General features: G+C 70.1%; 10 protein-coding genes. 4 read left to right on the top strand and 6 right to left on the bottom strand.

What is annotated here, in order from left to right; translation table 11 throughout:
- Positions 1-30: 30 nt before the first annotated feature.
- On the bottom strand, positions 31-1,053 hold the full coding sequence (locus BLT99_RS11775) for a LacI family DNA-binding transcriptional regulator (RefSeq protein ID WP_092672617.1): 1,023 nt from the start codon (positions 1,051-1,053) through the stop codon (positions 31-33).
- A 264-nt stretch (positions 1,054-1,317) separates the two neighbouring features.
- Between BLT99_RS11775 and BLT99_RS11770 the strand changes: the two genes are divergently transcribed.
- The 3 genes from BLT99_RS11770 to BLT99_RS11760 all read left to right on the top strand — a co-directional run bounded on the left by BLT99_RS11770 (position 1,318) and on the right by BLT99_RS11760 (position 4,748).
- A complete protein-coding gene (locus BLT99_RS11770; protein ID WP_092672614.1) occupies positions 1,318-2,676 on the top strand; it encodes an ABC transporter substrate-binding protein in 1,359 nt (452 codons plus the stop codon).
- A gap of 114 nt (positions 2,677-2,790) precedes the next feature.
- On the top strand, positions 2,791-3,759 hold the full coding sequence (locus BLT99_RS11765; RefSeq protein ID WP_092672610.1) for a carbohydrate ABC transporter permease: 969 nt from the start codon (positions 2,791-2,793) through the stop codon (positions 3,757-3,759).
- Entirely contained in the window at positions 3,756-4,748 is a 993-nt protein-coding gene (locus BLT99_RS11760; protein ID WP_092672607.1) for a carbohydrate ABC transporter permease, read from the top strand. The genes BLT99_RS11765 and BLT99_RS11760 overlap by 4 nt, the downstream gene beginning before the upstream one ends.
- A gap of 208 nt (positions 4,749-4,956) precedes the next feature.
- Here the strand turns inward: BLT99_RS11760 and BLT99_RS11755 are convergent, their stop codons facing one another.
- The 3 genes from BLT99_RS11755 to BLT99_RS18070 form a co-directional block, all read right to left on the bottom strand.
- On the bottom strand, positions 4,957-6,687 hold the full coding sequence (locus tag BLT99_RS11755) for a hypothetical protein (protein ID WP_092672604.1): 1,731 nt from the start codon (positions 6,685-6,687) through the stop codon (positions 4,957-4,959).
- A 322-nt stretch (positions 6,688-7,009) separates the two neighbouring features.
- Entirely contained in the window at positions 7,010-7,456 is a 447-nt protein-coding gene (locus tag BLT99_RS18075) for a helix-turn-helix transcriptional regulator (protein WP_231945705.1), read from the bottom strand.
- A gap of 1,205 nt (positions 7,457-8,661) precedes the next feature.
- On the bottom strand, positions 8,662-9,867 hold the full coding sequence (locus BLT99_RS18070) for an LPXTG cell wall anchor domain-containing protein (protein WP_133988421.1): 1,206 nt from the start codon (positions 9,865-9,867) through the stop codon (positions 8,662-8,664).
- 126 nt (positions 9,868-9,993) lie between these two features.
- Between BLT99_RS18070 and BLT99_RS11740 the strand changes: the two genes are divergently transcribed.
- Positions 9,994-11,955 (top strand): ABC transporter ATP-binding protein, encoded by a 1,962-nt coding sequence (locus tag BLT99_RS11740; protein ID WP_092672595.1) that lies wholly within the window; start codon positions 9,994-9,996, stop codon positions 11,953-11,955.
- A gap of 11 nt (positions 11,956-11,966) precedes the next feature.
- On the opposite strand, the gene BLT99_RS11735 is transcribed toward BLT99_RS11740, so the two are convergent.
- Together BLT99_RS11735 and BLT99_RS11730 are read right to left on the bottom strand one after the other, a co-directional pair.
- A complete protein-coding gene (locus BLT99_RS11735; protein ID WP_092672592.1) occupies positions 11,967-12,674 on the bottom strand; it encodes a DUF305 domain-containing protein in 708 nt (235 codons plus the stop codon).
- Complete coding sequence (locus BLT99_RS11730) at positions 12,671-13,342, bottom strand: DUF3105 domain-containing protein (protein WP_229724355.1); 672 nt, start codon at positions 13,340-13,342, stop codon at positions 12,671-12,673. Before BLT99_RS11730 ends, BLT99_RS11735 begins: the two co-directional genes overlap by 4 nt.
- Positions 13,343-13,356 lie beyond the last annotated feature (14 nt).

The raw sequence follows: 13,356 nt of genomic DNA, 5'->3' as shown, positions 1-13,356 counted from the left end.
ACCGGAGTCGCGTGGCGTCTCCGGACGCGGTCAGCGGGGCGCGCTGGTGGTCGCCCGGACGACCAGCCGGGTCGGCAGCGGCGCGCCCGAATCGGGCAGCGGTTCGGCCGTCGCGTCGTCGAGCAGGAGGGCCATGACCACGTCGACCGCTGCACGGCCCTGCTCGCCGGGGTACTGCTCGACGGTCGTGAGCTCGAACATCTCGGCGTACTCGTGTCCGTCGACGCCGATGACCGACAGGTCGCCCGGCACGTCGAGGCCGAGCTTCTCGGCCGCGCGGATGGTGCCGATCGCCATCTCGTCGGACGCCGCGAAGACCGCCGTCGGACGCGCCCCCGGGTGCCCGAGCAGCTGGAGCCCGCCCGTGTACCCGCCGGGGAGGCTCATCTCGGTCTCGAGGAGGTGCGGGCCTTCGTCGTCGAGCACTCCGGCGGCCGCGAGCGCATCGAGATGACCCCGGCGGCGCTGGCCCTGCACGCTCGTCGGGCGTGCGGAGGCTCCGACACCGGCGAGGTGGGCGATGCGCGCGTGTCCGAGGTGCAGCAGGTGCTCCGTCGCGAGCTGGCCGACCGCGCGATCGTCGACCGAGAGCCGCGCATCGGCACCCCCGCTGCCGCCCAGCGCAACGAGCGGCTTCTCGCGCCGCTCGAGCGCGGCGACCTCGTGGTCGTCGAGGTCGACGCCGATCGCGATGACGGCGTCGACGCGCTTGCGGGCCAGGAAGAAGTCGAACACGCGCGTGCGCTGCGGGCCCTGCTCGGAGAGGTTGTAGAGCGTCAGGTCGTACCCGGCGGCGAGGAGCGCTCGCTCGACGCCCTCGAGCACCTCGCCGAAGAACCAGCGGTTGACGAACGGGATGATCACCCCGATGTTCTTCGTGCGACCGGTCACGAGGCTCGCGGCATCGGGTGACGCAATGTAGCCGATCTCGCTGGCGGCGGCCTCGACCCTGCGCCGGGTCTCCTCGGCGACGTAGCCTCCGCCCGACAGGGCCCGCGAGGCCGTTGCCTTCGAGACCCCCGCGAGCCTGGCGACGTCGCCGATGGCCGCCATCGCCGCCTCCCTCCGTCGGGCTGCTCCGTTGCAGAGTGTAGTGCTCGGAGGAGCGATGTGGAACCGGTTCCCTTCGAGGGCCCGGAGCCGACGTCCTCGGCGGCGTTCGCGCGTGGGAGCGCTCTCGCAGCACACCGCCGCCGAAGGGACACGGAAGCCGAACCGTGACCCGCGAGACCTTGTGAGGAATCGGCCCCGTGTCCTAGCGTGGGCGCTGGAACCGGTTCCCGGTTCCGCCCTGCACCAACTCAACGAGGAGATGACATGAGACTCACACGGCATCGCCGTTGGGCGGTCCCCATCGTGGCGGCCGCGGCGGTCGGCCTGACGCTCACGGCGTGCACCGGCGACATCGCGAACGAGGAGGCGGGCGACGTCGACTGCAGCGACTACGAGGAGTACGGAACGTTCGACGGCGCCGAGGTCACGGTCGCCGGCACGATCCTCGACCTCGAGGCCGATCGCCTCGTCGAGTCGTGGTCCGACTTCGAGACCTGCACCGGCATCTCGGTCGACTACCAGGGCTCGAGCGAGTTCGAGGCGCAGATCGCGGTCCTGGCCGAGGGCGGGAACGCCCCCGACGTCGGCATCGTCCCCCAGCCCGGCCTGCTCAAGCGGCTCGCCGACGGCGGATGGCTGATCCCGGCGTCCGACCCGGTCGTCGCGAACATCGACGAATTCTGGGACCCGATCTGGAAGGAGTACGCCACCGTCGACGACACGGTGTGGGCCGCGCCCCTCATGGCGAGCGTCAAGGGCTGGGTCTGGTACTCGCCCGACGAGTTCGAGGAGAAGGGCTATGAGATCCCGCAGACCCTCGACGAGCTCAAGGAGCTGTCCGACACCATCGCCGCCGAAGGGGACCACAAGCCGTGGTGCGTCGGCCTCGAGTCCGGTGACGCGACCGGATGGCCCGGCACCGACTGGATCGAGGACTACATGATCCGGCTGCACGGCGCCGACGTGTACGACCAGTGGGTCACGCACGAGATCCCGTTCAACGACCCGCAGGTCGCCGAGGCCTTCGACGCCGTCGGCGAGTACCTGAAGAGCGACGACATGGTCAACGGCGGCATCGGCGACGTGTCGACCCTCGTGACCGAGGCGTTCCAGACGGCCGGCCTCCCCATCCTCGAGGGCGAGTGCTCGCTGCACCACCAGGCCTCCTTCTACGAGACCTTCTGGAACCCCGAGGGCGGCGACGAGAACACCGTGGCGTCCGAAGGCACCGTGTTCGGCTTCCTCCTGCCGCCGGCGAACGCGGGCGACCCGCTTTCGGTCACCGGTGGTGGCGAGTTCCCCGTCGCCTTCCGCGACGCGGAAGAGGTCGAGGCGTTCCGCACCTACCTGTCGAGCGACCTCTGGGCGAACAACCGGGTGAGCCTGGGCGGCGTCGTCAGCGCGAACAAGGGGCTCGACCCTGAGAACGCGTCGAGCGAGCTGCTCGTGCAGGCGGTCGAGATCCTCCAGGATCCCGAGACCACCTTCCGGTTCGACGGATCCGACCTGATGCCCGGCGCCGTCGGTGCCGACTCCTTCTGGAAGGGCATCGTGGCCTGGGTCGGCGGCGAGAGCACCGAGCAGGTCCTCGACACCGTCGAGGCGAGCTGGCCCGCGAGCTAGCCGCCCGCGCGCCGTACGCGAGGCTCGCCCAGCGCACGGCATGATCGAGGGGCGGGGTTTCACAGCCCCGCCCCTCGGCACCCCCAGTTTCAACGACGATCCCGGGAGGCACCCATGACTACGGCCGATCTGCTCGGCAAACTCCTTCAGGTGGTGATGGGCCTCGCGATCCTCGCGGCGGTCGTCGGCCTCCTCATCTTCTTCATCGACAAGGCGCCGAAGAAGGGCCGGGACTACTGGCAGCTCGCCGGCTTCCTCCTCCCCGCCATGCTGCTCGTGGTCATCGGGCTCGTGATCCCGGCGATCCGGACCAGCCTCCTCGCGTTCCAGGACGGCAGCGGCAACTGGACGTGGGACAACTTCGTCTGGACGTTCACGCAGCCCACCGCCATCCGCACCCTCATCAACACCGTCATCTGGGTGCTGATCGTCCCGACGTTCGCGACGATCATCGGACTCGCCTACGCGGTCTTCATCGACCGTTCGCGTGGTGAGAAGTACTACAAGGTCGTGCTGTTCATGCCGATCGCGATCTCGTTCGTGGGCGCCGGCGTCATCTGGCGCTTCGTGTACGAGTACCGCTCGGGCGACCGCGAGCAGATCGGCCTGCTCAATGCCATCGTCGTCGCATTCGGCGGCGAGCCGGTGCAGTGGATGCAGACCGACCCGATCAACACGTTCCTGCTCATCGTCGTCATGATCTGGATCCAGACCGGATTCGCCATGGTCCTCCTGAGTGCGGCGATCAAGGGCGTGCCGACCGAGCAGATCGAGGCGGCCCAGCTCGACGGCACCAATGCCTGGCAGCGGTTCCTGAACGTCACCGTCCCCGGCATCCGAGGGGCCCTCGTGGTCGTGGTCACGACGATCTCGATCGCCACGCTGAAGGTCTTCGACATCGTCCGCACGATGACCGCCGGAAACTTCAACACGAGCACGATCGCGAACGAGATGTACACGCAGGCGTTCCGGGCGAGCGAGGTCGGGCGCGGATCCGCGCTCGCGCTGATCCTGTTCATCCTGGTCCTGCCCATCGTCGTCTACAACGTCAACGTCCTGAGGAAGCAGAGGGAGATCCGATGAGCAGCGTCGCACCCGCCGATCTTCCGGTCGGCAAGGACCTCGGCTCGATCGAGGCCGCCGAGCAGGCCGAGTACGGCGAGCCCAAGGCGGCGCGGGTCAAGAAGCGCCTGACGTCGCGCACCGCGACGATCGCCTCGCTCATCATCGCCGTACTCTGGACCATTCCGACGTTCGGCCTGTTCCTCTCGTCGTTCCGGCCGGCCGAGCTGATCCGCACGACCGGTTGGTGGACGTTCTTCGCGAACCCCGGGCTCACGCTCGACAACTACCGCGACGTCCTGCTCTCGACGTCGTCATCGTCGCCGCAGCTCGGCGCGTACATCGTGAACTCCATCGCGATCGCCCTGCTCGGCACACTCATCACGCTCGTGTTCGCCTCGATGGCGGCCTACGCCTTCGCGTGGATCAAGTTCAAGTGGGTCAACTGGCTCTTCATCTTCGTGTTCGCGCTCCAGATCGTGCCGCTGCAGATGGCGCTCGTGCCGCTGCTGCAGACGTTCTCGACCTGGCTCCGGCCGATGCAGGCCTGGCTGCACGATGTGGTGCCGATCATCCCCGAGCAGAACTACGCCCCGGTGTGGCTCGCGCACGCGATGTTCGGCCTGCCGCTGGCGATCTTCCTGCTGCACAACTTCATCTCCGAGATCCCGAACGACGTCATCGAGGCCGCGCGCGTCGACGGCGCGACGCACGGGCAGATCTTCGGTCGGATCGTGCTGCCGCTCGCGACGCCTGCGCTCGCATCGTTCGCGATCTTCCAGTTCATCTGGGTGTGGAACGACCTGCTGGTGGCGCTGATCTTCTCGGGCGGCACACAGGACGTCGCACCACTCACCCAACGATTGGCCGAGCTCGTCGGAACGAGAGGCCAGGACTGGCAGCTCCTGACGGCCTCGGCGTTCATCTCGATCGTCATCCCGCTGATCGTGTTCTTCGCGCTGCAGCGCTACTTCGTGCGCGGTCTCCTGGCGGGCGCGACGAAGGGCTGACCACCTGCGGATGCCGCGGCATCCGCATCGACGAGGGCGGATGTCGCGAGGCATCCGCCCTCGGCGTGTCGCCGGCCGGCGCGGTGTGTCGCGGGCGCGACACACCTCCGCACCTGCGTTGAATATGGAGCGGACGGGCGGGCGCACGTGCGCGCGCACGCGAATGGCGGGCGACCCGGAGGCCGCCCGCCACTCGGCGTGATTCAGGTCACTCCTTCGTTCGGGCTCCGGCTGCGCGGTGGCGCTGCGCGATCAACGCTGCTCCGCCGAGGCCGAGCAGGACCATCGACGCGGCCAGCAGGCCGCCGGTTCCACCGGCGCCGGTCTCGGCCAGGCCTGCCGGGGTCGCCGGCTTGCCGGGTTCATGCGGCTTCGGCGGGCACGGGTCCAACGTGAAGCTCGTGTGCGCGTTCAGCTCCCAGTAGTCGACCTCGCCCCACTCGGACATGCCGCCCGGCGGCTCCCACGGCGCGTACACGTACACGTCATAGGACATGTCCGCGGGCAGGTCGGTGAACTCGACGTCGGCCATGTGCGTCGCATCACCGACCACGGCCTGGACGCCGCCCTGCACGACATCGTTCTCATCGATCACCCACACCTCGTAGGTCAGGCCCTCGACGAGGCTCGTCAGGTGCACGACCGCTGAGCCGGTACCCCCGTATGCCGGGCACTGCGTCACGGTGACCGTGACGTCCGGCGGGCAGGGCTCGACGAAGAACGTCGCGTCCGCAAGCACGATCGGCTCCTCACCGGCCGGCCATCCGATCTCCAAGAGGTAGTTCCCCGGCGCGAGGTCTCCGAACGGAACGTCCATCGACTCCGCTTCGGCGACGAGCGTGCCCTCGGCGAAGTAGTCGTCGCCGATGAGCACCCAGTCGTACTCCTCATCGACGACGAGTCCGCTCAGGCTCACCAGGGCGTCACCGTCGTAGCCGAGGCTGCAGCCGATCGCGGCGACGGTGACGTCGAGCACCAGGCACTCCTCGACCGTGAACGACTCCTCGTCCACGACCTCCCACACGCCCTCGACGATCGATTGCTCGAACACCACCGTGTACGACCCGCCCGGGATCGGATCCCAGACGTTGGACACGGTGCCCGAGGTTCCGGCGGGAATCACCCAGACGTCCACGACGCCGTCCTGGTTGCTCACCGTCACGCGGTAGTCCAGGTTGGCTCGGAGTCCCTCGAGCGTCACGGTGAGGCTCGGGTCGTCGCCGTCGTAGCCGACGCACGTCGTGTACTCGACCTTCATCGTCGGCGGCGGAGGCGGTTGCGGCAGCGCGCAGTCGTTCTCGTAGATCGCCTGGCCCTCGGCATCCCAGTTGAGGCCGGGGAAGAACTCCGGATCGGACTCGCCGCCGTCGTTGTAGTAGAACGCCGGAACGATGTCGCCCCACTCGGTGTGCTTGGGGATGTCGGGGTAGAAGATCGGGCCGAGGTGCTCCTCGCCGTGTCCGATCGCGGATGGCTGACCGCCGACCTCGGCGTTGGCTGCCGGCGTGATCACCACATACGGGTTCGAGTACGAGTCGGTGCGATGGCAGATCGTCACCTTGTCGACCGGATCCTCGCCCGGTGGGACGATCAGGGCCGCGACGTCTCCGGCCGCGACGGACTCGGCCGGTGCTTCAGCCGCCGGCGCCTCCGCGAGCGTTGCGCCGGGTTCCTCGGCCGCCGGATCCTCCGTGGTGGGCTCGTCCGCGACCGGCGCGGCGGGCTCCTCGACCGGTGCGGGTTCGGCCGCCGGCTCTGCCGGCTCTGCCGGCTCTTCGACCGGTTCCTCGGCCACCGGTTCCTCGGCCGGTGGGGCGGCCTGCTCCTCGGCAGGCGGCGTCCCGGGCTCAGCGGCCTCCGCTTCGGCCGCGGGTGCACTCTCGACGACGGCCGGGTCGGCCGGTTCGTCAGCCATCGCGGGCGCGGCGAAGGCGGTCATGCCACCGAGCGCGAGCGCGGCGACCGCCGCCGTGGCGGCGGCAGTTCGCCAGCTTCGTCGTGCGGTCGTGATGTCAGTTTCGGGGTCTGGCCGGTCAGGCCGTCCCGTCCGGCGCGTGGCGCCGCGGATCCTCGTGTTCACAAGTCCCCCCATCGAGCGGTGAATGCATGCGGATGTCGGGATCCGCACGCGGACGGCACCGGGTGGCCGTACACGACTGATGCAAGCACCTGTGCACAGGTGAGCGGGAAGGTCATCACGGGGTGAGAAGCGGGTGAGCGGCTCGTGAAAATGCCTCGTCAGGCCCCCATTCGGGGGCCGATCAGTCGATCAGCCCGAGGTGTCGCGCACGCTGGACCGCGCCGTCGCGCGTGGTGACGCCGAGCTTGCGGTAGATGCTGCGGACCTGGGTCTTGATGGTGTTGGGTGACACGGAGAGGTCGAACGCGATGCCATGGTGGGTGGCGCCACCGCTCAGTCGCGAGAGCACGACGCGCTCTCGCGCGCTGAGGCTCTCGGGCGAGTATGCATCCCGGGTCGGATACCGGGCCGCGACCGCGTCGAGCAGTGCCCTGGAGGAGGTGGCGCCTCCATCGTCGTTCCGGGCGTGGGCGCTCCGATCGATCAACCCTGCGAGCTCGTGAGGCGCCAGGATCCCGAACGGTCGAACGGCGGCGCTCGGCGCAGCGAGTGCCACCGACCGGTCGAAGAGGTCGTCGGCGGTGCGGATGTCGCCGAGCGCCGCGTGGGCGGCGGCGGTGACGAGCATCGACATGACGGCCGTGCGCGGAGCGTGCGCATCGCCCAGCTCCAGACAGTCCGCGGCGAGCTCGATCGCGCGCGCCGGGTCGCCGGTGTCGAGCGCGACGCGTGCCGACCACGTCGGCGGGCACTGCGAGTGGGCGGAATCGGGCTCGAGCCGCCCGATCTCCGCGCGCGCGGCGACCACCTCGCGACGACGGACGAGCATCGCGATACGGTGCTCGTCGTGAAGCGCGAGCGGGAGGTTGGGCGCTTCCCATTCGCGGACGAGGAACTGGACGTCCTGCAGCAGATCGGCCGCCTGGTCATCGTCCTCGGACGCTTCAGCCGATTCGGCAACGACGAGCGGCGCGTATTCCGTGCTGGCGGTCTCGGCGATGAGCTCGACGAGCCGGTCGCCGATGCCGTCGATCGCCCCGCGTTCGATGGCGACCGCCGCATCGGCGAGTTCGATCAGGGCGGAGCCGAGACGTGGTGCCGGGCCGGCCTGCGTCGCGGCGATTCGTGCGGCGGCGAGGTGCGCGTCGGCGCTGCGGAGCCCGCCGCTGCGCAGCTCGATGAGTGCGACGGCGGCGAGGGCTTCCGCCCGAACCGCCGGCGGAGTGCGGTCCTCCGCCACGTTCAGGGCCCGGCGCAAGGCTCGATGCGCCTCATCGAGTCGTCCCGTGAGCAGCTGGCACAGGCCGGTCTCGAGCGAGACGAGCGATTCGAGCTCGACGCGGCACGAGAGCGGCAGGGCTCCGTCGGCGAGCCGGCGATCCGCGAGGGTGAGCTGTTCGCGCGCAGCGGTGAAACGCCCGAGCGCCCGGAGCGACGTCGACCGGATCACCGGAGCGAGCACGCGGAGGGCGTCGACGCCCTCGACGCCGTCGAGCGCGCGGTCGGCGGCGTCGAGGTAGGGCTCGACCGCGTACGGGTTGGCCGAGCCGGGTTCGCGATGTGCGGCGGCGATGGCGAGCAGCGCTGCGGGGTCCTGCGTCCAGGTGTCCTCCGCGCCGTGCCCGACGACGCGGTCACGCAACTCGGCCGGGCCGAGGCGCACGATCTCCTGCCAGGTCACCGCCCCCGCGGCATCCGTCGCCTCGACCATCGCCACCCCCGTTTCGTGGCCGACGAGCGTTGGCTGCAGTCTACGCGTGGGTGATCCGCGGGTGAGCAGGGGTCGACCGGGTGTCGCCGGGGGTCGTCGCAGGGCTCCGGATGCCGCCGCGATCAGTTCGGACGGCGGGCGCCGCGGCGCGAGAGCAGGAGGGCGCTGCCCATGGCCAGCAGCAGGAGACCGGCGGCGGCGAGCCCCGTCGTGTCGCCGGCGCCCGTTGCGGGCAGTGCGGCCGGCGTCGACGGATGCTGCGGCGTCACCGGAGCCACCGGACACGGCGCGAGGGTCACGTCCGCGGTCGCGACGAGCTCCACGGTCTCGAGCGGGACGAAGTTCCCGCCGCCGATGAAGGGCGGCTCCTCGTACGGATCGGCGGTCCACGTGCCGCTCACCAGCACGGTGTACGTCGCTCCGGGCGGCAGGTCGACGTCGAAGCCCGCTTCACCCGCGTCATCCGCGACGACGGGTCCCGTGTCGACGAGCGCTCCGCTGTCGGCGTCGATGATGTCGACGAGGTACTCGATGCCGGGCAGGAGGTCACCGAGCAGGACATGCAGCGTCCCGTCGCCTCCGGCGGTCGTGCACTGGGTCGCCGCGACCTCGAGGGAGGGCTGGCAGGGTTCGACCGCGAAGGCGATCCAGTCGTACATGGGCACGGGTGCCGTTTCACCCTCGGACGGTCTCCACTGCACGTACACGTAGTAGTTGCCCGGCGGCATCCCGACCAGCTCGCGATCCACGGTCTCGGTGTCCGCGTCGAACGGACCGCCGACCAGGAAGTCCGGGCCGACGACCTCGAATGAGTACGACTCGCCCGGAATGAGCCCGGTGAACCTGGCCATCGTGACGCCGTCGCGTCCCAGGCTGCAGCTCACCGGTGCCGCCGTGACGCCGAGGTCGGGGCACGCTCCGATCGTGGCGGACTCCGAGTCGAGTTCGACCCCGTCCAGGAGGAGTCCGAGTCGGTAGCCTCCCGGCGCAAGCGTGTAGGTCAGTGAGGCCTCGGTGGACCCCAGTACCTCATCGGACAGGGCGAGTTCGCCACCGTCGGTCAGCACTTCGACCACGTAGTCGACCTCCGGATCGAGGCCGGTCAGCGTGACCTCGATCGATCCCGATCCGCCGTACGTGACGCAGTCCGTCGTCGCCGTGATCTCCAGACTCGACGCCGGCGTCTCCTCGGCCGATGCCGGAGCTGCGATCACGAGCGAGGCGATCGCCAGGCCGGATGCGACGACGCCGGTGGACAGCATCCGCCACCACCGAGCGCCGGTGCGGGCAGTGCGGGCGGGACGGGCAGAGCGGGCGGTGCGGGGCATGGGCGGGCTCCCTCGCGACGGACGTGAGACGCGCTCACCGTACTCCCGAGACGCCGTGGGCGAACATCCCTCGTTCGGGGTCCCCGCGCAGGGAGCCGTGCCGGAGGCCGCGCTTAGGGTGAATCCATGAGCATGCACGGTGGCGGGATGCCCCCCGGCGCCCGGGTGGGCGCGACCGGCGCCGGTCGAGGCGGCGGGGTCAGACGCCGGATCTCGAGCGCCGACGAAGCGGCCCAGCGCGCCGAGAATGCCGAGGCGCCGAAGATCCCGCACCTCCTGCGACGGATCGCCGAGCTCTTCCGTCCGCATCGCGGGCCGCTCGCGGTGGTCGTCGTCCTGGTCCTCACCGGGGCGGCGCTCAGCGTCATCCCGCCGCTGCTCACGCAGCGCGCGTTCGACGACGCCCTCTTCCCGACCGACGCGTCGGGCGACGTCGGCGCACCGAACCTGGACGCGCTCGTGTGGATCGTGGGCGCCATGATCGGCGTCTACGTGTTCTCGGCCCTGCTCGGGGTCTGGCAGACGTTCCTCACCGCAACGATCGGCAACAAGGTCATGGGCGCGATGCGCGTGCGCCTGTTCAGCCATCTCCAGTCGATGGAGCTCAGCTTCTTCACGCGCACCAAGACGGGCATCATCCAGTCGCGCCTGCAGAACGACGTCGGCGGCGTGGCATCCGTGCTCACCAACACCGTCTCGAGCGTGCTCGGCAACACGGTCACGGTGATCTCGGCGTTCGTCGCCATGCTGCTGCTCAACTGGCAGCTGACGCTCATCGCGCTCGTGCTCATGCCGTTCATGGTGATCGCGCAGCGCCGCGTCGGCCAGGTGCGCGCGCGCATCGCGGCGAAGACGCAGGAGTCGCTGTCCGAGATGACGGCGATCACGCAGGAGACGCTGTCGGTCAGCGGCATCCTCCTCTCCAAGAGCTTCACGCGGCAGCGGAGCGAGATCGACCGCTACGCCGACGAGAACCGCAACCAGATCCAGCTGCAGGTGCGCCAGCAGATGTCGGGCCAGTGGTTCTTCGCGATGGTCTCGATCTTCATGTCCTCCATCCCGGCGATCGTCTACCTGGTTTCCGGATGGCTCATCACGGGCGGAGTCTCGGGGATCACCGCGGGCACGATCGTCGCGTTCACGACCGTGCAGGCGCGCCTGCTGTTCCCCCTCATGGGACTCATGCGCGTCGCGCTCGACCTGCAGACCTCGAGCGCGCTCTTCGCCCGCATCTTCGAGTACCTCGACCTGACGCCGGCGATCACCGATCGCCCCGGCGCGAGCGAGGTGCCCATGGGCACGGATGCCGCGGACGAGCCTCGCCTCGGACGCGTCGAGTTCGACCACGTGTCGTTCCGGTACCCCGACGCCGACGACGACCAGCGGCCCACGCTCGACGACGTGTCGTTCACGATCGAGCCGGGGCAGTACGCGGCGTTCGTCGGACCCAGCGGTGCAGGCAAGACGACCGTGTCGTACCTCGTGCCGCGCCTGTACGAGGCGTCGAGCGGTGCCGTCCGCTTCGCGGGCGTCGACGTGCGCGACCTGTCGCAGGAGTCGCTCATGTCGCACATCGGGATCGTGAGCCAGGAGACGTACCTCTTCCACGCGACGATCGCCGAGAACCTGCGGTACGCGAGGCCGGATGCCACGGACGCCGAGCTCGAGGCGGCGGCGCGTGCGGCGAACATCCACGAGACCATCGCGTCGTTCCCCGAGGGCTACGAGACGGTCGTCGGCGAACGCGGCTACCGGCTCTCGGGCGGCGAGAAGCAGCGCATCGCCATCGCGCGCGTACTGCTGAAAGACCCCGCGGTCCTCGTGCTCGACGAGGCGACGAGCGCACTCGACACGATCAGCGAGCGGGTCGTGCAGGCGGCGCTCGACGACGCGTCGCGCGGGCGCACGACGATCGCGATCGCGCACCGGCTCTCGACCGTGGTCGCCGCCGACGTCATCTTCGTGATCGTCGCCGGCCGGATCGCCGAGCGCGGGACGCACGCCGAGCTCATCGATGCCGGCGGCGTCTACGCGTCGCTCTACCGCCAGCAGGCGGAGCGGCCCGAGGTCGCGGCGCCGCAGGCGTAGCGCCCAGCCCGCTACGAGCGCTCGGCGAGCATGTCCTCCATGAGCGCGATCTCGGACTGCTGGCTGGCCACGATCGCCTCGGCGAGCGAGACGACCACGGGGTAGTCCGAACGCGCGAGCACCGCGTCGGCCATCTCGACCGCGCCCGCGTGGTGGGCGATCATGAGCTCGAGGAACATGCGTTCGGCCTCGACGCCCTCGAGCGACTTCAGCTCCTCGATCTGCTCCGGAGTCGCGAGGCCCGGCATGGGGTCACCGGGTTCGTGCGCCGACGTGCCATCGCCGGCGCCCGAGCCGTGGCCGCCGTGCGCCTCGCCGTCGTCGGCGGGCTGCGTCATCCACGTCATCGCCGGCTCGGCGCCGAACTGGGGGAGCCCCCACTCGGCGAGCCACGCGTACATCTGGCCCGACTGCTGCGCCTGGGTGGTGGCGATGTCGTAGGCGAGCAGGCGCGTCGCGTCGTCGTCGGTCGCGTCGCGGATGATCATCGCGAGCTCGACGCCCTGCTGGTGGTGCACCTGCATGTCGCGCGCGAACCCGGCCTCGGCGCTCGTGGTCGAGGGCGTGGGTTCGCCGAGCGTCGAGAGGCGCCCGACCGAGAAGGCGATCGCGGCCACCACGACGAGCGCGACGGCCGCCGCGAGCACGACGGTCCAGCGACCGACCCCGCGACGCGGGGCCTCGGCGGCCTCGGCCGGCGACGGGGAGGAGTCGGTCACGACACCTTGCCGGCGCCGTCGATCGCGCCGGCGCACGACGCGCCGGGCTCGGGCACGCTCTGGCTCAGCCAGTACTCCTCGAGGAACTCGCCGATGCGCGGGTCGTCGGCGTCGTCGACCTGGAGCTGCGCGTTCCAGCCGCTCAGCACGATGGGCGAGGGCAGGCCGTCGTACGGCGAGAGGATGACGTAGGTCGACGGCAGCTTCGAGCGGAGGTTCGCGACCTCGTCGCCTGACAGCGCATCGGCGTCGTAGGTGACCCACACGGCGCCGTGCTCCATCGAGTGCACGGCGTTCTCGTTCGGCACCGGCTCCTCGTAGATGCCGCAGTTCAGCCACGCGGGGTTGTGCTCGCCACCGGCGGGCGGGGTCTGCGCGTAGTCGACCGCACCCTCGACGTGCCCGGCCGCGTTCTCGAAGGTTTCGACGCCCTCGACCTCGGCGCCGGAGCCGCCGGCGCTGTAGGTCGCGGGGCGCGGCGTCAGCACCACCGACGTGACGATGAGCGCGATGATCGCCACGCCGACCGCGACCGAGCTCCAGATCGCGATGCGGCGGTTGCGCTTCATGCGCGCCTCGCGCTTCTTGAACTCCTCGAGCTTGCGTTCGCGCTCGATGGCACGCTGCTGCTTGACGGTGGGCTTCTTACCGGTCGGGGTCGCGCTCACGCGTGGGCCTTCCT

The organism is Agromyces flavus (assembly GCF_900104685.1).
Classification (GTDB): Bacteria; Actinomycetota; Actinomycetes; order Actinomycetales; family Microbacteriaceae; genus Agromyces; species Agromyces flavus.
Note: the sequence above shows the minus strand (reverse complement) of the source record. Positions and strands in the feature narration are given on the sequence as shown.